The 21366-nt window shown below is 57.4% G+C and carries 20 protein-coding genes and 1 tRNA gene; 15 read left to right on the top strand and 6 right to left on the bottom strand.

Annotated features, from left to right (window positions below; translation table 11 throughout):
• Nucleotides 1-141: 141 nt before the first annotated feature.
• On the top strand, nt 142-2031 hold the full coding sequence (locus CHU71_RS06910; RefSeq protein ID WP_147760588.1) for a DIP1281 family NlpC/P60 protein: 1890 nt from the start codon (nt 142-144) through the stop codon (nt 2029-2031).
• Between the two features lie 30 nt (nt 2032-2061).
• Nucleotides 2062-3153 (top strand): ferrochelatase, encoded by a 1092-nt coding sequence (locus CHU71_RS06905; protein ID WP_147760587.1) that lies wholly within the window; start codon nt 2062-2064, stop codon nt 3151-3153.
• A 41-nt stretch (nt 3154-3194) separates the two neighbouring features.
• Here CHU71_RS06905 and CHU71_RS06900 read toward each other — a convergent pair whose 3' ends face one another.
• Nucleotides 3195-3962, bottom strand: a complete 768-nt coding sequence (locus tag CHU71_RS06900; protein ID WP_147760586.1) for a hypothetical protein — start codon at nt 3960-3962, stop codon at nt 3195-3197.
• A gap of 33 nt (nt 3963-3995) precedes the next feature.
• On the opposite strand from CHU71_RS06900, the gene CHU71_RS06895 reads away from it, so the two are divergent.
• Nucleotides 3996-4838 (top strand): DUF3097 domain-containing protein, encoded by an 843-nt coding sequence (locus tag CHU71_RS06895; protein ID WP_046645968.1) that lies wholly within the window; start codon nt 3996-3998, stop codon nt 4836-4838.
• Here the strand turns inward: CHU71_RS06895 and CHU71_RS06890 are convergent.
• A complete protein-coding gene (locus CHU71_RS06890; protein ID WP_005531549.1) occupies nt 4835-5410 on the bottom strand; it encodes a hypothetical protein in 576 nt (191 codons plus the stop codon). The two genes, CHU71_RS06895 and CHU71_RS06890, sit on opposite strands and share 4 nt — an antisense overlap.
• A 98-nt stretch (nt 5411-5508) precedes the next feature.
• Nucleotides 5509-6225, bottom strand: coding sequence for a TVP38/TMEM64 family protein (locus CHU71_RS06885; protein ID WP_147760585.1), 717 nt, complete (start codon nt 6223-6225; stop codon nt 5509-5511).
• A gap of 184 nt (nt 6226-6409) precedes the next feature.
• On the opposite strand from CHU71_RS06885, the gene CHU71_RS06880 reads away from it, so the two are divergent.
• Nucleotides 6410-7084, top strand: a complete 675-nt coding sequence (locus CHU71_RS06880; RefSeq protein WP_370450503.1) for a DedA family protein — start codon at nt 6410-6412, stop codon at nt 7082-7084.
• A gap of 320 nt (nt 7085-7404) precedes the next feature.
• Nucleotides 7405-8639 (top strand): IS3 family transposase gene (locus CHU71_RS06875; RefSeq protein ID WP_147760584.1). Its coding sequence is split into 2 segments (ribosomal slippage): nt 7405-7693 and nt 7693-8639, totalling 1236 coding nucleotides; the frame shifts between segments, so codons are not numbered across the junction.
• A 1047-nt stretch (nt 8640-9686) separates the two neighbouring features.
• Here the strand turns inward: CHU71_RS06875 and CHU71_RS06870 are convergent.
• Nucleotides 9687-9772 (bottom strand) — tRNA-Leu (locus CHU71_RS06870).
• 226 nt (nt 9773-9998) lie between these two features.
• Between CHU71_RS06870 and CHU71_RS06865 the strand changes: the two genes are divergently transcribed.
• Together CHU71_RS06865 and CHU71_RS06860 are read left to right on the top strand one after the other, a co-directional pair.
• Nucleotides 9999-10538: a YbhB/YbcL family Raf kinase inhibitor-like protein gene (locus tag CHU71_RS06865; RefSeq protein ID WP_005531543.1), complete on the top strand. Its 540-nt coding sequence runs from the start codon at nt 9999-10001 to the stop codon at nt 10536-10538.
• A gap of 11 nt (nt 10539-10549) precedes the next feature.
• Nucleotides 10550-11011, top strand: a complete 462-nt coding sequence (locus tag CHU71_RS06860) for a hypothetical protein (protein WP_236593734.1) — start codon at nt 10550-10552, stop codon at nt 11009-11011.
• Nucleotides 11012-11076: 65 nt separating this feature from the next.
• Here CHU71_RS06860 and CHU71_RS06855 read toward each other — a convergent pair whose 3' ends face one another.
• Both CHU71_RS06855 and CHU71_RS06850 read right to left on the bottom strand, forming a co-directional pair.
• Nucleotides 11077-12189, bottom strand: a complete 1113-nt coding sequence (locus CHU71_RS06855; RefSeq protein WP_147760583.1) for a quinone-dependent dihydroorotate dehydrogenase — start codon at nt 12187-12189, stop codon at nt 11077-11079.
• A gap of 9 nt (nt 12190-12198) precedes the next feature.
• Nucleotides 12199-13239, bottom strand: coding sequence for a hypothetical protein (locus CHU71_RS06850; RefSeq protein ID WP_147760582.1), 1041 nt, complete (start codon nt 13237-13239; stop codon nt 12199-12201).
• A gap of 94 nt (nt 13240-13333) precedes the next feature.
• On the opposite strand from CHU71_RS06850, the gene CHU71_RS06845 reads away from it, so the two are divergent.
• From CHU71_RS06845 to CHU71_RS06810, 8 genes are all read left to right on the top strand, one after another.
• The gene (locus tag CHU71_RS06845) at nt 13334-14158 is read left to right on the top strand and encodes an undecaprenyl-diphosphate phosphatase (protein WP_174775825.1); all 825 of its coding nucleotides are present in this window, start codon (nt 13334-13336) and stop codon (nt 14156-14158) included.
• Nucleotides 14159-14227: 69 nt separating this feature from the next.
• Nucleotides 14228-15466 (top strand): cysteine--1-D-myo-inosityl 2-amino-2-deoxy-alpha-D-glucopyranoside ligase, encoded by a 1239-nt coding sequence (gene mshC, locus CHU71_RS06840; RefSeq protein ID WP_070420275.1) that lies wholly within the window; start codon nt 14228-14230, stop codon nt 15464-15466.
• Between the two features lie 24 nt (nt 15467-15490).
• Nucleotides 15491-15874 (top strand): hypothetical protein, encoded by a 384-nt coding sequence (locus tag CHU71_RS06835; protein WP_046645976.1) that lies wholly within the window; start codon nt 15491-15493, stop codon nt 15872-15874.
• 16 nt (nt 15875-15890) lie between these two features.
• Entirely contained in the window at nt 15891-16598 is a 708-nt protein-coding gene (locus CHU71_RS06830) for an HAD family phosphatase (protein ID WP_147760581.1), read from the top strand.
• A 129-nt stretch (nt 16599-16727) separates the two neighbouring features.
• Complete coding sequence (locus CHU71_RS06825; protein ID WP_046645978.1) at nt 16728-16991, top strand: phosphoribosyl-ATP diphosphatase; 264 nt, start codon at nt 16728-16730, stop codon at nt 16989-16991.
• 99 nt (nt 16992-17090) lie between these two features.
• Complete coding sequence (hisG, locus tag CHU71_RS06820) at nt 17091-17936, top strand: ATP phosphoribosyltransferase (RefSeq protein ID WP_147760580.1); 846 nt, start codon at nt 17091-17093, stop codon at nt 17934-17936.
• A gap of 143 nt (nt 17937-18079) precedes the next feature.
• Nucleotides 18080-19609: an aspartate ammonia-lyase gene (gene aspA, locus CHU71_RS06815; protein ID WP_046645979.1), complete on the top strand. Its 1530-nt coding sequence runs from the start codon at nt 18080-18082 to the stop codon at nt 19607-19609.
• Between the two features lie 343 nt (nt 19610-19952).
• Nucleotides 19953-21260 (top strand): anaerobic C4-dicarboxylate transporter, encoded by a 1308-nt coding sequence (locus CHU71_RS06810; RefSeq protein ID WP_049158951.1) that lies wholly within the window; start codon nt 19953-19955, stop codon nt 21258-21260.
• Nucleotides 21261-21366: the final 106 nt, after the last annotated feature.

Here is a 21366-nt window from a genome sequence, read left to right as displayed (position 1 = left end):
GGCATACCTATGCCAATTGCGACCAAGTTGCTGCCCCTCAACGGGTAGCAGCTGGCAGCTGCATAGGTTCTACACGGGGATGTCTAGGTGAGATGCGAGTCGACAATCCAGGATTACGTGGGCGTCTAGGAGATACCTCTCGTGGCCACCACCTTCAAGTTTGGCTCTAGGCGTCTGAAGACGCTTCTAGCCACCGTCGCAACTACTGCGGCGTTGTCAACCGTTTCCACCATGACTCCCGCTGTTGCTCAGGAAGCAGCACCGGTAGACATCCAGTCCTTGCTGTCCTCTGATAACCCATCAATTGCGGACCTCGCCGGCGCCATCGCTTCCATCGAGGAGCAGGTTGCCAAAATTGAGGCCGAGATCGGCCTTCGTCGCGAGGACGTCAACCGCGCGCTCGTTGATCTCCAGGATGCGCGCACCGAAGCCGAGCAAGCACGCCGCGGCACGACCACGGCACGCGGCGAACTCGACACCGCACAGTCCGACGTTGAACGGGCCCAGGCCAAGCTCAACGAACTGTCGCGTACCGCTTATCGCCGCGCCAACACCTCCGATGCAGTGTCTGCAGCAGCAGGCAACGACGCACGCGGAGACATGCTCGAGCGTCAGTCCTACTTGCGGACCCAAACCAAGGACCAGCAAGCAATCTTGGATCAGCTTGAGCGGGAGCGCACGGAAAAGGCGAACAAGGAGTCGCAGCTTCGCAAAACCCAGCAGTTGGCCGAGCAACGCGAAGAGCACGCTACTGAGGCCGAGGCAGCTGCACGTCAGACCCTGGAAGACAGCGCCTCCCGGGTCGAAGAATTCTCGTCCCAGCGTGAATCGCTCATGCAGCAGCACGCCAAGGTTCAAAAGGCACTAAATCAAGCCAAAGGACTGGATTCAGGCGAGCAACCCGGTTTCAAGGGTGAAGATAACGTCAAGCCAAATAACTTGACCGAAGGTGCTGCAAACCAGACCACTGGTAAGCAATCCACCGACTCTCAAACTGCTCCCCAGACTCCTGACGCAACCCCACAGGCTGCGACCCCGGAGTCTGCACAATCGGCCACCGAGTCGGCGAACGAGTCTGCTGCTCAGCCCGGCACACAGTCTGCAACCGAATCCGCCACCACGACGGCATCCCAGGAGCAGCCAAGTGCAGGGGCATCGGATGACAACAGCGGTTTTACTTCCGAGGAAACGGTAGAGCGTGAGTTCCACGCTGAGAAGTCCGGTAACCAACTTTCTGCGAGCGACGTTCGGAAGGCTGCTCAAGCGGCCCAAGAATTGTCCTCTGATCCAAACGTGCAGAAGCTCTCTTCTGACGGAATTTCCATGCAAGGTTCTTCCTTGGATTCCGGCTCACTGAATCTTGCAGCCACCGCTATTGGTGCGGCGGCAGCCATTGTTGGCGCCGCACAGCCTAACCACACTGGCTTAACCCAGGAAGAGCTCGACGCTTTCGCACAGGGCTCTTCCCAGCTGGCCGCATTGCAAGGCTCCGGCAACACGAACACCGACGACGACTCCCTGACGGGCGCCGTCTCGGATGTCCTGGGTGGGTTGAAAACCACTGACGATGTCACTGAGGAAGCGACGAATGTTCTGGGCAATGCTGACCGTAACTCAAAGATTGAAGCGGTTATCGCTCGCGCCCAGTCCCAGATCGGAGTTCCTTATGCGTGGGGCGGCGGTGACGCGAATGGCCCAACCAAGGGCATCCGCGACGGCGGTGTTGCCGACTCTTACGGCGATTACAACAAGGTCGGCTTCGACTGTTCAGGCCTGACGCTCTACGCCTTCGCCGGCGCGGGCATTTCGCTTCCGCACTACACCGGTTACCAGTACCAGAAGGGTACCCAGGTCCCAGCTAGCCAAATGCAGCGCGGCGACCTTATCTTCTACGGACCTGGCGGCAGCCAGCACGTAGCTATCTATCTTGGCGACGGCACCATGATTGAGGCCCCTCAGTCTGGATCCAACGTTCAGATTTCTCCTGTGCGCCAATCCGGAATGGCCCCTAACGTCGTGCGCCTCCTCTAAGCCCCAACCTTTGGTTGGTAAAGTTGGGGTATGACTGACGCACAACAGCATGCCCGCAGCTTCGACGCCCTCCTCGTTCTTTCTTTCGGTGGCCCGGAAGGAAACGAGGAGGTCGTTCCGTTTTTAGAGAATGTCACCCGCGGGCGGGGCATTCCACGCGAGCGCCTAGAAGTCGTAGGCGAGCACTATTTCCACTTCGGCGGAGTAAGTCCGCTGAATCAACTCAATCGCGAGATCATCGATCATGTCGAGACGAAGCTCAAAAAACGCGGACATAATCTACCGATCTACTTCGGAAACCGTAACTGGCATCCCTTTGGAACAGAAGCGGTTGAGCAGATGGCCGCAGACGGCGTCCGCAACGTAGCCGTCCTCGCCACCTCCGCTTGGGGCGGATACTCCGCGTGCCGCCAGTACGACGAGGACATCGTCAAGCTGCGGGCACACCTCGAGGAGAAGGGCCTTCCGCAGATCGAGTTCACCAAGATCCGCCAATTCTTCGATCACCCCAAGTTCATCGGCGAAATGGCGCAGGCCGTCAAGGACGCCTATGCAAAGATCCCAGAGGGTACGCAAGCGCGCATGCTGTTTACTGCCCACTCCGTACCCACCGCGCACGACAATGTCGGTGGTGGAGAAGGGGACAAGAACATCTACTCCCGCCAGGTCGCCGAGGCCTCGCGTCTCGTTGCCGAGGCCGCAGGTATCACCGATTATGACCTAGTTTGGCAGTCTCGTTCGGGCAGCCCGAAGACCCCTTGGCTCGAGCCGGACATTGTCGATCACACCGCTGAAATCCATGAGAAGAACGGCGTCGACGCAGTGGTCGTCTGCCCAATCGGGTTCATTTCCGACCACATGGAGGTCGTATGGGACCTCGACACCGAGCTTCAGCAGGCTGCCGACGAAATGGGAGTAATCGTGGAGCGCACCCGCACCGCGGGCCCCACCGATGCCTTCTCGTCGATGGTTGTCGATCTCATCGAGGAGCTGGAGCAAGAAAAGCCCTGGGAGTCCCTAGGCGATGTAACCGTTCAGGGCTGCACCGTCAACGGCGCACCTTGCGCTGAAGGCTGCTGCGACATTTGGTCGCTTCGCAAGCCTGCAGCTGCTGCCAAGTAGCATCCACCCTTAGAAGCATTGCCCGTTGAAGCCTTCCGGTTTCAGCGGGCAAAGTCAGTTAAGGCATAGGCCACACCCGCCATGCGAGCTTGCCTAATATGTCGCCATAGTGCCAAAAGATGATGGTCGAGGCTGTGGTCGGCAATTCGCCCAGTCACCGTTTCGATGATTGCGCCGACGCGATCCGCACGGGCAAACAATTTCGCAGCGCGCGGTGGCACCGATTCCGGCAGGCCAGGAGTGTCGTAGAAGTCACTGAGGGACCCCACGGCAAGACGCGGATTATGTAGCGCATCTGTGGAATATCCGTCGGCCTCGATGAGAGTGGCGGCCTGGTTGGTCGCCTGGCTCAGCAATGCGTCGGCCTCGCCGGGGCTTAACCACGAGGGTGCGGGCAGTGGAAGAGTCTCCTCATAGAGCTTCCAGCTGGTACTGGTGTTGCCATAGTGGGGGATGAGAACTAAGTGACGGCTTGGATCATTGGTGCGCACCACGATTGCGCCCTCAGCGCTTTCCGACGCCGCCTTCCACGACTCCGAACCCGCCGGCAATGCCGGTGACTCGCCAGGACCCGAGAGGATGAGTCTAAAGACGGGCTCGCGCTGTTGTGCCGCGATGAGTTCTGAAGTTTCGGTCCGCAAGGTTGAAAGGAGCTCGATGAAGGGCTCCTCATTTTCCATCGCCTGCTTCCCTCCGAGCTCTTGCAGCGCATCCAGAAGATCATCTGTCGACTCATATCCCCACAGCCATGCTCCCAACCAGACGGCAGTATTTTGTAAAGGAGACCAAACCTCGGCGCGCATATCCATGGCCAGAAAGTTTAATGGATAGACTTTCTCCCCATGAGTATCGATCCATATGGCGGCGACATTTTTGCAGGTCACAAACGGACACAGAAGAAGGAGTATCCCAAGGTCCCAGCCGAGCCGGGGCTCGTCGTGGAAGTCCGCGGCGACGACTTTGTTGGCGCGGTGATGGGAGTCGACAAGACCGTCTATGGCCCCGTGGTCCGCCTCGAGGATCGGCGAGGCAATGAGCGTGTCTTCAATTTGGTCGAAGGTGGTTTTCTCCTCGAAGGCCAGCCTGTCACACTGACGCGTTATGTGGAAAAGCAGGCTCCGCAAAAGTCCAACTCCGGCTCGCGCCGCGTTAGTAACGTTGAGGCCAAGGTTGCTGCGCCCTCGCGCATCTGGGTCGAGGGTATCCACGACGCAGCTATCGTAGAGAAAGTCTGGGGTCACGACCTGCGAGTAGAAGGCGTTGTTGTCGAGTACCTCGAAGGTCTCGACAACCTCGAGGAACGACTCGCCGAATTCCAGCCAGGTCCTGGTCGCAGGGTCGGAGTTCTGGCGGATCACCTAGTAGAGGGGTCCAAAGAAACTCGCCTAACGCAGACAGTAGGAGAGCACGTGCTCGTCACTGGCCACCCGTTCATCGACATTTGGGCTGCGGTAAAGCCCGAGCGGCTAGGCCTGCGGGCATGGCCCGAGGTTCCCTACGGGGAAGACTGGAAGACTGGAATCTGTCAGCGTGTGGGCTGGTCCGACCCGAAGGAGGGCTGGAGCCGTGTCTACACTGCTGTGAATTCCTTCCGCGACCTCGACTCCACTCTCATCGGTGCAGTGGAAAGACTCGTCGACTTCGTCACCACGCCAGAGCTTACGAAGGCTGATCTGGGTTACTAAGAGGGAGTGTTGGCGCGCTCGATGACGTGTACTGCAAGTTGCCAGCCAGCCATCTCAGCAGCCCAACCGGCAGCTTGCAGGCGCTGCGACATCGCTTGCTTAGAGATTCCCAGCTCTTCAGCTGCTTCGTTCTGGTTGAGACCCGCGCGAACTAGCGACGTCGCCTCGCGGCCTTCCATGGTGCGCTTGTGGAGGACAAAGCCGAGAAGCGCAAAGGTTGCGGCAATGTCGGCGGCTTCGGAAGCGCGACCACGCTTGCTTACTTTGGCGTAGACCTGTCCCGCGCGGGCCGATCCCTTAAGTGCGCCGGTGGCGACCTCACGCGCTGCTTCTTCGTCGCCAGTCAAACCTGGAGAGACTCCGATGCCGATGGCCCAGTCGCCGTCGGCAAGTAAAGCCATGACAACGTCGCATACTGAAGACGCCGAGTAAGCAACTGCACAGATGTCCTCAACGCCGAGGACCTGGAACTCGCCGACGCCGTCCAATGTTGATAGCGCGGAAGCAGAGCGCTGAACCAATTCAGCGCGGCGAACCGAACGGCCGCGGTAACGTGCGTGTACAGCGAGCATGCTGCCTCCTCAAATAGTTCAACGAGTAGCTGTTTGCACTTCAGCATAGTCGCCAATATCTATATAGGAAACTTGACCCTGCGCCTCCGGCGGAGGATTTAAGGACGTTGCGGCAGTTTGGAGTCTAGGACTAATCCGCCGATACCCAGGACCGCGAGAATGGCCATGGCAACGAAAAGCCACGGTTCGGATTTGCCGGTGAGGGCGTCGCCGAAGAATACACCTAGGGCAGTGGTGGGAATCGAACCGATCAGTGTCGCAAGCGTAAATTGCCCGACGGGGATGGGCGTCAATGCGGCTACATAGTTGAGGATGGAGAAGGGGACACCGGCCACCATTCTGAGGCTGGCGATGGCGAGCCACCCGCGCCTTTCCAGCCGCGAATTGATCTTGAAGACAGCAGGGTGGGAGAGGTGAGGTCGGATCCAGTCACCGAGGAGCCAGCGAACCAGCAGGAGCGAAATCATCGCCGAGAGTGTCAGGGCGAGGAGAGATAGGCCGAGGCCGAACCACGCCCCGAACAAGACGCCAGCCGCCACGGTCCAAATGGTGCGGGGCAGCGGAAACTGCGTAAATATGACATAACCTAGGACAAAGGCAACGACAAACCAGGGCCCAAGGCTCTCCGCCCAGGAACGTAGGTCGGCGATGTCGGGGACGTCGACAAGCAATGCTGCGACCACAATGGCGATGATCGCTCCGAGAGCCATCGCCCACCGGGCCATCGACCAACTGCGGATGGCTGAAAGCGCGGACTTGGACAGTTCCGCGAGAAAGGCTCCGAAAGTGCGCAGCCATCCTAGAAATTGGGTCATAGGCTAAAACAGTAGCGCTCGGAACTTGCGATGTGGAATTGGGTTACCTGTGGCTAGGCTGTGTTGATCACGACAATTTGCGGTGAAATCGCACGTCGAGCTAGGAGATGGGCGGGCTGCAGACGATACTAGAAGGCGGTTACTCGCGCTGCGAACTGGAGCGCCTTATTTTTTGGAGAATCGAGTGGACGCAATTTCCAATCTCTTGTCCTATATGGACGCCGCAACCCTTTTGGAAGCCTTTGGCCCTTGGGTTATTGCCGGCATTGGCATCGTCGTGTTTATTGAGTCCGGCGTGCTATTCCCGTTCCTACCGGGCGACTCACTGCTGGTTACCGCAGCTATCCTGCGTGAGCAGTTGGATGTCAATATTTGGACACTGCTTGCTGTAGGAATTGTTGCGGCCATTTTGGGTGACCAGGTGGGTTACTACCTGGGACACCGATTCGGCCGTCGACTCTTCAAGGACGACGCGAAGGTTCTTAAGACCGAGCACTTGCAGTCGGCTGAGGAATTCTTTGAGAAGCACGGCCCAGTAGCTTTGGTCTTGGGCCGCTTTGTGCCGATTGTGCGCACCTTTATCCCAGTTGCTGCCGGTACTGCGGAAATGCCGTACAAGAACTTCGTGGGCTGGAACGTCTCTGGCGCAATTGCCTGGGTGGTCTCCATGAATCTGGTTGGTGTGTTCTTGGGCAACATTCCGGGCATCGCAGATTCTATCGAGAAGATCATGCTGCTGATTATTGGCTTGTCAGTTCTCCCGATCGTGGTGAAGTACGTCTTGGACCGTTTCAAGGCGACCAAGGAGCCGAAGTTAACGGCGTCCAATCCTGATGCCGCGGAGCCTGAGACCGTTTAAAGCAACATTGAGGCCGTAGGGCCGCCAGCACCAACAAAAATCAGCGCCTGTCCCCAAGTTAGGGGATGGGCGCTTTCTTTGGGGCGGCCGCCCGGAGCAGTGATGCGCTTTGGCGGTGGGATGTGCGTAGTTGGCAACGAAGGCGTCGGTTTTGCGTTACCAGAGGCTTTCGTTGGCAGTTATGCAGATCTGTCAGGCCGCTGCCCGGGGGGTTAAGTAGCAAAAAGTCTCGAGACACCGTAGAAACGATATCTCGATACTTCACGTTGTTGAAGTGCCCCAGGTTTTGTTCCGTTTGAGTAGATGGGAAAATTTGGAACATGCCGAAGAAGTTTGATCAGGAGGCGAAGGACCGAGTCGTCCGCTTGGTAGAAGATCGCATTCTGGCAGAGAATATTTCGACGCAGGAAGCATGCAAGATCGTGGCACCCAAACTGGGCGTTTCGTGGCACACAGCGAGGCAATGGACGCAGGCCGCTCGTCGTGAAGGACGCGTTACTGAACGGTTGCCAGAGGACCTTGTGGCAGAGGTCGCCAAGCTACGCCGTGAGAATCAAGAGCTACGCGATACTAATGAGCTGCTGAAGGCTGCCTCAGCTTTTTTCGCGTCGGAACTCGACCCCAAACGTCGGAAATGATCCGATTCATCGATGAACACCGGAATCGTTTCTCTATCGAGTTCATTTGTAAGACGTTGAAGAATAACCGGGCTGGTGGGTTTATCACCTCGCGTGGTTATCGCCAGTCCAAGGCCCGTGGATTAAGTGCTCGTCGCCTTCGCGATGCTGTGCTGATTGAACGCATTAGGGCTGTTCATCAGGATAATTACGGTGTTTACGGGGTGCGGAAAATGTGGCGCGTGCTGCAACGCCAGGGCATTGACATTGGCCGCGAGCACACAGCCCGGCTGATGCGCAGCGCTGGCCTGTCTGGCAAGGGCAAAGGTGGGGCACCAATCACAACGCGCAAACCCAAAGACCCGGATCTTCGCCCTGACTTGGTCAATCGTGATTTTAAGGCCCCTGGCCCTAATCGGCTGTGGGTAGCGGACATTACCTACGTGCGCACCAGGAAAGGCTTTGTGTACACCGCGTTCGTGACCGATGTATTCTCCCGGAGGATCGTCGGATGGGCGCTGTCGGATTCGATGCGCACCGAAGCCTTACCGCTGCAGGCGTTGAACCAAGCAATCGTGTGTGCCAAGGAAACAACGGGCTTGATTCACCATTCAGACCACGGCTCACAATATGTGAGCATCGTCTACAACGAGCGCCTAGCCGAGCACGGTATCGCAGCGTCCACTGGGACGGTGGGCGACTCCTACGACAATGCTTTGGCTGAGAACGTCAACGGCTCCTTCAAGAACGAACTGATCCATGGGCGCTCGTGGAACGATGTCGTCGACGTAGAAATCGCCACGTTCGAGTGGGTCAACTGGTGGAACGAATCACGGCTCCACCAGAGCCTAGGCTACCGCACGCCGGCTGAAGTCGAAGCCGAGTTTTGGGAACACCACCCCAGTCGAGAAATAATGGAAATCAAGGCAAATGCCTAGGAACAAAACCCGGGGCACTTCAGAACGATTGACTCCAAGCTCTGTTGAAGCCTCGTGGAGTGAGAGGTCCTCATTGTTTTCGTAGAGGGCCACAGCATCACGTTTGAACTGTTCGGAGTACCTAGGCATGGTGGTAGATTACCTTTCTTCCCAACCCAACCGGGCTGGATATCAGGTGTCCACCAAACAGGGGTCAGGTCCATCCACCTCAGTTGTTTTCAGCGGAAACCCTTCCAAAGCTCACGAAATTTGGCGCCCGACCCGGGCACAATCTTCCCGCTACAGCGGAGGAATTCGTAAGCGAAAAGTCTATTGCTGAGAGCAGGGGCGCTCAACCGCTGCGAATCGGGGACGAACAGTACCCAAATTTTGTTGACTTGAGCGTCATGTTTACTCCCCAGATACTCGGTTTTGCGGGAAGAAACCCCTGCGGATATATGTGCTCATTAGAACGCAGCACTATCACGTTCGCCGATCAGCAGTATGTAAAAATCGAAAATGCCTTTTCCCCGCGATCTGAGCTGCTCGGCGCAAACTACATTGCGAAATTGAACCCATTTGTTTTGCTCTACCGCGAGGAAGTCTTTCCTGACAATCTGTCGAGCCTAATGTACGTCACTCGGTTGTTCTCTCAATCATCGAGCCGAAACAGTGCGAAGCTTTGGGATATTGCACCATAGCCGGGAGAGCACTGAGCTCAAGGAACTGCGTCAAATGGCACACGACTACTGTCGCCCACGACGAGTATGCCCTTCCCATTCTTGAGGAGATGCGCCAGCAAATGAGTAAATAGCATTTCGTATAGTCACAGCGAGTCTTAGTGCAACAGTGACCTAATTAACACATTTCGCGTCACGGAGTAAGTACTCTCTTCAGTTCATATCCCGAGTGGAAGGCAGCACTTTCCGCCCATAGTGGGACTTGCATCCGCAATCCCCACACCATCACTCCACAACCCCCGCGAACACAAAAACAAAACAAACCGGAGATCACCCCCTCTTTCGAGTTTGTGATCTCCGGTCCTTGCGGTTCGTGAACCGCTCGTTGTGCCCGAGGGGGGACTTGAACCCCCACGTCCGTTAATAGGACACTAGCACCTCAAGCTAGCGCGTCTGCCATTCCGCCACCCGGGCTGGGTGTTTTTCAGCCTCTCGGCTGGGCACTCGAATACTGTAGCGCGAAACGCCGCACATAAACAAATCGGCTGGACAGAGGGTAAAAAATGTACTTCTTATGACTCTTAATCAAAGATGAAAACACATCAATGTAAGCATGACACTGGCCGGAGTCTCCCATAGTCTCCGGAGGGTGATGCCCGCCCCATCGACAGCAAGGTGTGACCTCAGGTACAACTGAATTATGACTTCATACACAAATGACTCCCGTTTCCCTGGCCCAGATCCATATGCGCCGCTCAAGGACCTGCCATCCTTCACGTTGACCTCGACCGATATCACCCAGGGCGAAGAAATCGAAGCGCGATTCCGCGCACCGGAGGATATCTCCCCGCAGCTTGCGTGGAGTGGAGCACCAGAAGGCACCAAGTCCTACGCCGTTACGTGCTTCGACCCTGATGCCCCAACTGCCTCAGGCTTCTGGCACTGGGCTGCGTTTAACATTCCGGCCCACATCACCGAGCTTCCTACCGGCGCTGGTTCGGCTGAAGACCTTGGCATCGAGGGCGTCGTCAGCCTGCGCGGCGACTCGGGCAAAAAGACCTACTACGGCCCCAACCCGCCGGCCGGACATGCACCGCACCGTTACCTCTACGTGGTTCATGCGGTGGACGTCGAGAAACTTGACATCGACCCAGAGTCCACCCCAACTGTGCTGGGCTTTAACCTAAACTTCCACGCAATTGGCCGTGCCATTACCTGGGGTTGGTACGAGACCACTTAGTATTTCTTTCTATGAGCCACAAGCATTCACCCATCGAAGGAACCGCCGGAAACAATCGACCCGCAGGCGAGCCTGCCAAGGATAACGCCGAGGGCGTGACAATTCCTTTGGCATGGCGCGTTGGCGGTGCCTTTTCAGCACTGGCCTTCGTGCTCGTGTTGCTGGGGGTTCTCGCCATCGTCAACGACGGATTCGGCGCCCCCTTCGAGTGGACGTGGAACGTGGTGTTCATTGTTTTCGCTGCGATCTTGGTCGGCGCATTCAGCACGGTTCGCAAAGACCAGAAGGGCAGCCGCACCCAGCTCATCGCCCTGGTTATGGCGCTCATCGCCATCGCGGCGGGCCGCTTCATGCCCACCGAGCCGCTTATGGTCACTGGCCAGCCGCTCGTATTCGCTTACTTTGTCGGCGCATTGCTGTGTGCCTTCATTATTAGGCGCACCGCCATGACCAAGGTCCCACCACAGCAGTAGCGGCAAGAATAGCGTCCCTGCCTCAGCTAAAGGAATCGAGGCAGGGACGCTTTTATTTTTGGGGCTTAGCTCTTCCAAGGCAGCCCAGAGCCGACTGCCTCAGAGATGTTGCGCAAGCCGTGCGCATGAATCTGCTGCGCGATTCCACGGTGGATGTCCCGGATCCAGTCCGGGCCACCGTAGATGAGTCCGGTGTAGCCCTGTAGGAGGGAAGCACCCGCTGCGATGCGTTGCCAGGCCTGTTCAGGGGTCTCAATTCCGCCTACAGAAACAAGCACCAATTTATCGCCGACGCGCTCGTGCAGTCGATTTAGAACTTCCAGGGAACGAGCCGCCACAGGAGGGCCGGAGACGCCGCCGGCGCCCATCGCAGCAACTTCATCGGCCGGGGTCTTGAGCCCCTCGCGGGAGATGGTAGTGTTCGTCGCCACGATGCCCGCCAAGCCAAGCTCAACGGCCATGTCGGCCACGGCGTCAACATCCTCATCAGAAAGGTCCGGGGCAATCTTGACCAGAACCGGGGAAGAGGTGGATTTCTGAACCGCAGCCATGATCGGACGCAGGGACTCGACCGCTTGAAGGTCACGCAGGCCCGGGGTGTTCGGCGAAGAAACGTTGACCACGAGGTAGTCGGCCAAGTCGCCAAGAACGGAAGCAGACTGACGGTAGTCGGCAACGGCTTCTTCGGCCGGAGTCACCTTGGTCTTGCCGATGTTGATACCTATGACGTCAGAGGTCTTTCGAGCACGAAGGTGCTGTGCCGCCGCAGCGGCACCCTCGTTGTTAAAGCCCATGCGGTTGAGAATGCCGCGGTCCGCCTTCAAACGGAACAGGCGAGGGGATGGGTTACCAGGCTGTGCCTTCGCAGTCACGGTGCCTAGCTCTGCGTAGCCAAAGCCCACGCTGCTCCAGGTATCCGCAGCGGTTGCATTCTTATCGAAGCCAGCTGCCAAACCCAGCGGGCGCGGGAAGGTGACCCCAAATACTTCCTGCGAAAGGACCGGATCATTAACCGGGACAATCTTGTGCAGACCACGGTGCAAGATGGGAGCTTTCTGCAGAGCGCTGAGGGCACCGATCATGATGAGGTGAATACGCTCTGGGGAAAGTTTGAACATGCCCTTCAGAGCAAGCTGATACACCGCTTTGCGGGCCTTATCGACACGTGTTTGTTGCATGTTGGGGTCCTACTTCACGTCAGGATCGGAAATGAATTGGATGCCGTCACCCGTGGCTGAGGCGGTGACGAGGGTGGCGTCGTCAAGCACGGCGATGTTTTGTGCATCAGCGACAGTGTCCACACTGCCTTTAGCCACCGGCACTCCGGATTCGATCGAGAACGCATGTGCCTTCCCGGTATCGGTGGTGGTCACCCAGGCCAGCTTGCGAGCAGGGTCCCAGGCCACGGCCCAAGGGGTGCCGTCGACGTTGCCGTACTGGTGGAGGCGGATTACGTCGTCCGCGGTATAGACCGCCAGGCGCTTGCCGGAGGTGTCGGAGCCGAGGACAATCGCGCCCTCACCAACCGCAATCTGGCCGATGCCTTGACCCGCACGCAAACGGCCGCCCGCACGATCCTTCTCCCAGTCGATGGACTGAATCGTGGAGTCAGCGCGCAGAATTCGAACCACGTTATCGGTGCCGTCGAGATTCGGAACGGCCAACAGCTGATCTGAGCCTTCCTCGACCTTGATCTCGCGGTCGCGCTTGCCATCGACGTAAATGCCCACGGCGTTGGACTCGTGGGAACCGACGAAGAGCTCGCCCGAGGAAAGCTGCGTGGCCACGGTGACCGGAGTTTCTTCTTCCATGGCGACCTCTTCAGGCGCTTCCGGCTTGGCGGGGTCAATCAGCAAGACCTTGTCGCCGCACGCGAGGACAAAGCCTTGCTCGGAAGAGCTAAGGTCGCCGCACTTCTCATCGATGGCGACCTTCTTCGGGGAACCGCCTAGGAAGTCCTTCTGGGAGCCAACCAAAAGTTCTGCCTTGGTCCGTGCTGCAATGGTATCGCCATGCGCGGCCAAGTCAACGACGTCCGCATCAACTTGGGCGAGCTTGCCAGCGGGTTTGCCGGCAGACGAGGAACTCGGCGCCGGGGTAGCGTTTGCTTTCAGAGCCGAGTCAGGATCTCCTCCGACTCCCGTTTCCGGCTGACATGCACTCAACGCGAGAGTGCTAATGGCCAGCGCTAGAGGCATCAATTTCTTTGTCTTGGCCTGTGCTTTCACGATTGTTTATCGTAGCAGCCAGCGTGGGTAAATCCCGAAGTGTGCCGCGGTATGTATGCTCTCCCGAGTGAATACCGCAGCAGCAACAGACGCAATGTCCTGGATCCAGGTCATTGTCCTATCCATCGTCCAAGGCCTCACGGAGTTTCTACCCGTGAGCTCCTCCGGGCACCTTCGCATCATCTCAGAGCTCTTCTGGGGAGAGGATGCAGGTGCTTCCTTTACCGCAGTCATTCAGCTGGGTACTGAAGCAGCCGTCCTGGTCTACTTTGCCGGCATGATTTGGCAGATTATCACCGGCTGGTTCCGCGGACTTTTCCACAAGGAGCAGCGGGGCCAAGACTATCGGATGGGGTGGATGGTCATCGTCGGCTCCATTCCGATTGGCATCTTGGGCGTTGTTGGTAAAGACCTGATTCGCGATAACCTCCGCAACCTGTGGATTACCGCCGCCATGCTCATCATCTTCTCCTTCGTGTTCATCGCGGCCGAACGGGTGGGCAAGAAGGAACGCGGTTTCGACGAGCTTACGATGAAAGATGCCGTGGTCATGGGCCTATGCCAGTGCCTTGCGCTCATCCCAGGTGTCTCGCGCTCCGGCGGTACCATTTCGGGCGGCCTTTTCATGGGTTTGGACCGCGAGGTCGCCACGCGCTTTAGCTTCCTGCTCGCCATTCCTGCTGTGCTTGCCTCGGGGCTTTTCTCGCTTGGCGACGCCTTTGGCCCCTCCGTCGGCCAGTCCGCCTCTGGCGCGCAGTTACTGGTGGGCACCCTCATCGCCTTCGTCATCGGCTATGCTTCCATTGCCTGGTTACTGAAGTTCGTGGGCAACCACTCCTTCGAGTGGTTCGCTGCGTACCGCATCCCAGTGGGCATTCTGGTGATGATTCTGCTGGCGCTCGGCGTCCTGCAGCCTTAAGAGGATTTACTTCATGCCTAATGCATCTGAACGTGCATTAGGTGCGGGTGCGGGGCTACGATAGACCGCATGCACTCTTGGCCCACACCCCGCGTTGATACTGTTCCCGGGAAACCTCACGCACTGCATCTTTACGATTCTGCGGATGAAACCATCCGCAAGGTAGAGGTCAGCGGCGAAACTGCCACCATGTACGTCTGTGGCATCACCCCCTACGATTCGACGCACTTGGGCCACGCAGCGACCTACCTGACGTTCGACTTGGCTTACCGCCAGTTGCTGGATAACGGCTACCAGGTGCACTACGTCCAGAACATCACCGACGTTGATGACCCACTGTTCGAGCGCGCTGAGCGCGACGGAGTGGACTGGCGTGAGCTAGGGACCTCGCAGATCAATTTGTTCCGCTCCGACATGGAGCTTCTTTCCGTTTTGCCGCCACAGGATTACGTGGGCGCAATGGAAGCCATCGATGAAGTCACTGAGATGGTGAGCAAGCTTATCGACGCCGGCGCGGCTTACGTGGTCGATGATCCTGAGTTCCCCGACGTTTATGCCTCGATCGACGCCACTAAGAACTTTGGCTACGAGTCCAACTACACCGCAGCCGAGATGGCGGAATTCTTTGCCGCACGCGGCGGTGATCCCGATCGCCCCGGCAAGCGCAACCCGTTGGATGCATTGGTTTGGCGCGCGCACCGCGAAGGCGAGCCTGCCTGGGATTCTCCCTTTGGCCCGGGCCGTCCTGGTTGGCACATCGAGTGCTCTGCTATTGCGACCAACCGCCTAGGCGCTTCTTTTGATATCCAAGGTGGCGGTAGCGACCTGAAGTTCCCGCACCATGAGTTCTCCGCAGCCCATGCTGAAGCGGCCCTTGGGGTAGAGCGCATGGCCCAGGTTTATGTCCACACCGGCATGATTGGCCTCGACGGCGTCAAGATGTCGAAGTCGCTGGGCAACCTGGTTTTCGTTCACAAGTTGGTGGAAGCAGGCGTTGATCCTTCCGCGATCCGTCTCGGTGTCTTCGCAGGCCACTACCGTGCTGAACGCGACTGGTCCGATGAGGTCCTAGAACAGGCAAATGAGCGCCTCGGAGTATGGCGCGATGCGCTGCAGAACCCGGGTTCTCTCGAAGTTGCGCAGGAGCTCGTGGATGCAATCCGCAGGGCACTGGCCAACGACTTGGACACCCCAGCTGTACTTGCGGCCGTTGACGCGTGGGCATCTGCAGATCGCGGCGCGAACAACGACGAGGCTGGAGAGCTCATCCGCACCGCACTTGATTCGCTGCTTGGCGTGCGGGCCTAGGGAACTTAAGGCAGAATTCACTGCATGAGCATTCGCGTAGATTTTCAGCCCAACATTGATGAGTTCATCAGCAACCTAGAGTCTTTTGCCACCGGCAGCTACCTCAAAGAGGACGAGAAGGAATTCTGGGAAGCGCCTTTCGATGCAGCAGCGTTGCCGGAGCTGCGCACCATTGTGGAGAAGCTTTTCGACGACCTCGATGCATTGCCGGACGATCCTGATGGCCCGACTTTGACGGCTGTGATCAACCGCTCCGTCGAGGAACTCGGCGCCTTCAACCGCAAGAATGCTGACGCTATCTTGGAGCCGGAGGAGAAGGAAGAGCTCACTGAGCTCATCTACAACGCGTCCGCCGCCACGGGCGCTGACGACGATGTCCTTTCTCAACTTCCAGAGCTCGATTTCTAGGACACATTCACTCTTTATGAACCCTCCTAACCACGCTATCCGTCCCGCTGCCATCTTTTGGGACATGGACGGAACGCTGACCAATTCCGAGCCATTGTGGGCGGAGGCGACGCTTTATCTGTCGAGCCTTTTGGGCCACGAAATGACGCACGAGGAGCGCTTGGCCACAGTCGGTGCCACTTTTGAGACGACGCTAGATATCTGCGCAGGCTTGGCTGGGGTAGAGGTTGCCCCACATGAAGTCGAGCGTTACCGCATGGCGATGTTCGACTATGTAAAAGGCCTCTTCCACGGCAATCTCACAATCTTCCCTGGTGTGCCGGAGCTGTTGCGCGAGCTCCACGCCGACGGGATTCCGATGATGGTCACCACCAATACGGAACGCTATGTGGCTGGCTCCGCTATCGCTGAGTTGGGCGAGCACTTCTTCGTGGACACGATCTGTGGCGGCGAAGTACCCACAGGCAAACCGGCCCCGGACATGTATGTCGAAGCGGCCCGTCGATTGGATTTGGACCCGCGTGACTGTTTGGTCTTCGAGGATTCGGCCGCAGGTATGCGCGCCGCAGTTGGCGCGGGGTGCACGGTCATTGGTCTCCCGGAAGACAATCGCGTGGAGGTCCCAGAAGAGGTTGTGGAAATATCCTCCCTGCATAATTCTCGCCACTTGCACGGCGTGGGCGCCGCTGACATTTATGCGTGGTTTGCGCAGATTCGAAGCTAGACGCCACATAAGTACGCCGTTGATGCAGGTAGGTCAAGCCCTCACAAATAGGGTAGTGCTAGCTCCAGAAGAGATTCTTTAAACACCAATCGCGACATTGTATGCGTATCTGTGGAAGAATAGGCAACCGTGAAGAATTTTGAGTCGCTTTTTGCTGAACTGTCCGAGAAGGTTGCCGCCCACCAAGAGGGTTCCGGCACCGTAGAAGCATTCGACAAGGGCGTCCATCATCTTGGCAAGAAGATCATCGAGGAAGCTGGCGAAGTCTGGATTGCTTCCGAATATCAGTCGGACGAAGAACTCGCTGAAGAAATGTCTCAGCTCATCTACTGGACTCAGGTCATGATGCTCAAGCGCGGTCTGAAGCCAGAAGACATTTACAAGTATCTGTAAACGCGTTTCCCGTAACGTCATCCCATTCACTTAAGACTCCCACCGCTCTCTGATTGCTAACGCAGCAAGAGTGATGCGGCTTATTGCGAAGGTTCCATCATGATCAAGATTGCCGTCCCTAATAAGGGTTCACTGTCAGAGGCAGCAGTAGAGATTTTGGCCGAAGCAGGCTACAAAGGCCGCGGCCATAACAAAGCCCTTAACATCGTCGACGAGGCGAACGACGTTGAGTTTTTCTTCCTCCGCCCCAAAGACATCGCTATTTACGTCGCACAAGGTGTACTAGACCTTGGCATCACTGGCCGCGACCTTGCCCGAGACTCCAAGGCCAAGTTCAACGAGGTCCTCGACCTGGGCTTTGGCACTTCGACCTTCCGCTATGCCTCCCGCCAAGGCGAAAACTGGACGGTTGAGAAGCTCGCTGGAAAGCGCATTGCTACCTCGTACCCGAACTTGGTTCGTGACGACTTAAAGACTCGCGGCATTGAGGCCGAGGTCATTCGCCTCGACGGCGCGGTAGAGATCTCCATCCACCTAGGCGTCGCCGATGCGATCGCTGACGTTGTCTCGACAGGCACCACCTTGCGACAGCAGGGGCTCGAGCCATTTGGCGAGCCAATTATCACCTCTGAAGCAGTGGTGATTAAGCGCGAGGGACAGGAAGTCACGCCTGCCGAGCAAGTAGTACTCAGCCGCATCCAAGGTATTTTGCACGCACGTAACTACTTGATGATTGACTACAACGTTTCGACGGATAATCTCGATGCCGCATCCGCAGTTACGCCAGGACTCACCGGCCCGACCGTATCTCCGCTAGCTCGCGAGAACTGGGTAGCGGTCCGCGCAATGGTCCCACGCAAGGAGGCAAACCACATCATGGACAAGCTATCTGCGCTGGGCGCCGAAGCCATTTTGGCTTCCGATCTCCGTATCGCCCGCTTTTAGGGGTAATTATTAGATTTATCCCATAGATCGGGCACCCATACGGCGGGGCTGGCTACGATGGGCGTTGAGTTTACTCACCCTTTCATCGTTCAAAATGTTCGTGAATAAATAGCGAGCATTAACCTACTAAGGAGTCCCGCCAAATGGCTAAGACCACTAAGAAGGATGTAGAGATTGACGCCAAGGAGGAAGGTGTAAAGCCATCCGCCTCTGAAGCAAAGGATGCTGCTAAGGCAACGAAGTCTTCGAAGAAGACTCGTACCGAGACCGACCTTCTCGGCTCCATGGAAATTCCGAATGATGCGTACTACGGTGTCCACACCCTTCGCGCAATCGACAACTTCCAGATCTCGTACGTAACCATCAACACCATCCCGGACTTTATCCGCGGCATGGTGATGGTAAAGAAGGCTACCGCGATGGCAAACCGCCGTCTGCACGTTCTGCCAAAGAAGAAGGCAGAAGCCATCATTTGGGCTTGTGACCAAATTCTGGATGAGGGCCGCTGCATGGACCAGTTCCCACTGGACGTATTCCAGGGCGGCGCTGGCACCTCACTGAACATGAACACCAACGAGGTTGTGGCAAACCTCGCTCTCGAGTACCTCGGCGAGGAAAAGGGTGCTTACGACATCATCAACCCGAACGATGATGTCAACATGTCGCAGTCCACCAATGACGCATACCCAACCGGTTTCCGCCTCGGCCTGTATTTCTCGCTTGATGCCCTCATTGAGCGCATCGACGCGCTGCAGGCATCCTTCCACGAGAAGGGCAACGAGTTCCAGGACATTCTGAAGATGGGCCGTACCCAGCTGCAGGACGCAGTCCCAATGACCCTTGGTGACGAGTTCAAGGCCTTCGCCCACAACCTGGCCGAAGAGCAAGCTGTCCTGCGTGACGCTCAGAAGCGTCTGCTGGAAATCAACCTCGGCGCAACCGCAATTGGTACCGGCGTAAACACCCCAGCCGGCTACCGCCACCAGGTCACCGCCGCCCTGTCCGAGGTCACCGGCCTCGAGATCAAGACCGCTCGCGACCTAATCGAGGCAACCTCCGACTGTGGCGCTTACGTGCTTCTGCACTCCGTGATCAAGCGCACCGCCATGAAGCTCGCCAAGATCTGTAATGACCTGCGCCTGCTGGCCTCTGGCCCACGCGCTGGTCTGGGTGAAATCAACCTGCCTCCTCGCCAGGCTGGTTCCTCCATCATGCCGGGTAAGGTCAACCCGGTTATCCCAGAGGTTGTCAACCAGGTCTGCTTTAAGGTCTTCGGTAACGACCACGTCGTCACCATGGCCGCTGAAGCCGGCCAGCTCCAGCTCAACGTCATGGAGCCGGTAATCGGAGAGGCACTGTTCCAGTCCATCCGCATCATGGGCAACGCCGTTGATACACTCCGCGAGAAGTGCGTCACTGGCATCACCGCAAATGCAGATGTCTGCCGCGCATACGTCGAGAACTCCATCGGTATCGTCACTTACCTCAACCCGTTCATCGGCCACCACAACGGTGACGAAATCGCCAAGGAGTCCCTGAAGACTGGCAAGGGCGTCAAGGAGCTGGTCCTGGAGAAGGGTCTCATGGACGAGGCAACCCTGTCGAAGGTCCTGTCCGTAGAGAACCTTATGCACCCAGAGTTCCGCGGCCAGCTCTACGTCGACGAGGATTAATTCCCACTTTAAGGCCGTGTGGGAATCTGCACGGTCTTAAGAGATAAGAGTTTCAAAAGCCCGTTTCGGACTAGTTTTCGACTCGTGCCACCCCCTTAAATGGGCAGGGTGACACGAGGACGGAAAGCTTCGTTCGAACCGGGCTTCTTGTATATCCAGGGGTTTTGATGAATTTCAATTAACCAACCGTAATATAAAGAATTAAATATGTGGGAACAAACACAAACGGGCGATTTGGCTAACAAAAGCCACATTGTTTGGGGGACAATATGAGGGACAGAGCATGGCTCCCTCATAAATTTGGGCTGAGGAAGCCATTCATTTCAAACCTGTGGAGACTCTCATGGTTATAGTCCATATCCTCATTGTCCTTGCGGCAATTTACTTGGGCGCCCGCATCGGCTCAATCGGTATCGGTATGGCCGGCGGCCTCGGCGTGCTGGCCCTTGGCCTTACCGGTATCCCCGTTACCCGCGAAGACATCCCATTCGATGTCATCGGCATCATCATGACCGTTATCGCTGCCATCGCGGCGATGCAGCGCGCTGGCGGCATGGATTACCTGGTTTATGTCGCAGAGCGCTTCCTGCGTAAGAACCCTCGCCGCATTACCTACTACGCACCAATCGTTACCTGGTTGATGACCGTACTGGCTGGTACCGGCCACACTGCGTTCTCTACTCTTCCGGTTATCGTCGAGGTCGCAAAGGAAGGCAAGGTTCGTCCTTCCCGGCCGCTGTCCATCGCCGTCGTTGCCTCACAGATGGCAATTTGTGCATCCCCGATTTCCGCAGCAGTCGTCCTGTTGGCCTCGCTCCTCGAGCCAGTAGGCATTGGTTACCTGCAGCTTCTCGCAGTATTGATTCCAGCTACCTTCCTGAGCATCTTCCCGGCTGCTTGGCTTGCCAACCACGCCGGTAAGGAACTCGACGACGATCCAGTTTACCAGGAGCGCCTGGCACAAGGCCTCGTATCGAAGCCAAAGGGGGAGTCCGGACAGACTGTCCAAAAGGGTGCTAAGGCCTCCATCGGTATCTTCCTCGCCGCCATCGTCATCGTCATGATCTGGGCAACCCTGACCTCTGAGCAGGTTGGCCTCATCACCGACCCGACCCTGCCACGTAACGAGGCAATCATGACGGTCATGCTGACCGCCGCTGCACTCATCGTGATGATCACCAAGATTCCGGCCGCGGACGTTCTCAACACCCCAGTGTTCAAGTCCGGCATGTCTGCCTCGATGTGTGTTCTGGGCGTCGCTTGGCTCGGCACCACCCTCATCAACCACTACCTCGAAGACATCCAGGCAATGGCTGGTGACATCATCAAGTCCGCTCCGTGGATGCTCGCCGTGGTTCTCTTCTTCGCAGCAGCGCTCCTGTACTCCCAGGCAGCTACCACCAAGGCGCTGCTCCCAGCCGCTCTCGCTCTGGGCGCAAGCCCACTTACCGCACTGGCAGCATTCCCTGCAGTTTCCGCACTGTTCATTCTCCCGACCTACCCGACTCTGCTTGCAGCGGTCGAGATGGACGACACTGGCTCTACCCGCATCGGAAAGGCCGTCTTCAACCACCCATTCCTCATCCCGGGTACGGTCTCCATCGTGGCCTCTGTCCTGCTGAGCTACCTTTTGGGTGCAGTTATCGCCTAGCTTCTTGAGGCACCTGAATTACCCACCACAAAAGGTAGGTTCAAAGCCAGCCGCTTGGACCCCAAATCTTTGAATTTGGCCGGATCAAGCGGCTTTTTCTCGGTAG

Origin of the sequence: Corynebacterium sp. LK14 (assembly GCF_008042215.1) — a bacterium.
Classification (GTDB): domain Bacteria; phylum Actinomycetota; class Actinomycetes; order Mycobacteriales; family Mycobacteriaceae; genus Corynebacterium; species Corynebacterium striatum.
The sequence above is the reverse complement of the archived record's forward strand: the minus strand, read 5'-3'. Positions and strand labels throughout refer to the sequence as shown.

Coding starts and splice junctions, on each gene's coding strand:
- CHU71_RS06905 (WP_147760587.1), top strand. CDS start 2,062: ATGACTGACGCACAACAGCATGCCCGCAGCTTCGACGCCCTCCTCGTT.
- CHU71_RS06900 (WP_147760586.1), bottom strand. CDS start 3,962: ATGGATATGCGCGCCGAGGTTTGGTCTCCTTTACAAAATACTGCCGTC.
- CHU71_RS06895 (WP_046645968.1), top strand. CDS start 3,996: ATGAGTATCGATCCATATGGCGGCGACATTTTTGCAGGTCACAAACGG.
- CHU71_RS06890 (WP_005531549.1), bottom strand. CDS start 5,410: ATGCTCGCTGTACACGCACGTTACCGCGGCCGTTCGGTTCGCCGCGCT.
- CHU71_RS06885 (WP_147760585.1), bottom strand. CDS start 6,225: ATGACCCAATTTCTAGGATGGCTGCGCACTTTCGGAGCCTTTCTCGCG.
- CHU71_RS06865 (WP_005531543.1), top strand. CDS start 9,999: ATGACTTCATACACAAATGACTCCCGTTTCCCTGGCCCAGATCCATAT.
- CHU71_RS06860 (WP_236593734.1), top strand. CDS start 10,550: ATGAGCCACAAGCATTCACCCATCGAAGGAACCGCCGGAAACAATCGA.
- CHU71_RS06855 (WP_147760583.1), bottom strand. CDS start 12,189: ATGCAACAAACACGTGTCGATAAGGCCCGCAAAGCGGTGTATCAGCTT.
- CHU71_RS06845 (WP_174775825.1), top strand. CDS start 13,334: ATGTCCTGGATCCAGGTCATTGTCCTATCCATCGTCCAAGGCCTCACG.
- mshC (WP_070420275.1), top strand. CDS start 14,228: ATGCACTCTTGGCCCACACCCCGCGTTGATACTGTTCCCGGGAAACCT.
- CHU71_RS06835 (WP_046645976.1), top strand. CDS start 15,491: ATGAGCATTCGCGTAGATTTTCAGCCCAACATTGATGAGTTCATCAGC.
- CHU71_RS06830 (WP_147760581.1), top strand. CDS start 15,891: ATGAACCCTCCTAACCACGCTATCCGTCCCGCTGCCATCTTTTGGGAC.
- hisG (WP_147760580.1), top strand. CDS start 17,091: ATGATCAAGATTGCCGTCCCTAATAAGGGTTCACTGTCAGAGGCAGCA.
- aspA (WP_046645979.1), top strand. CDS start 18,080: ATGGCTAAGACCACTAAGAAGGATGTAGAGATTGACGCCAAGGAGGAA.
- CHU71_RS06810 (WP_049158951.1), top strand. CDS start 19,953: ATGGTTATAGTCCATATCCTCATTGTCCTTGCGGCAATTTACTTGGGC.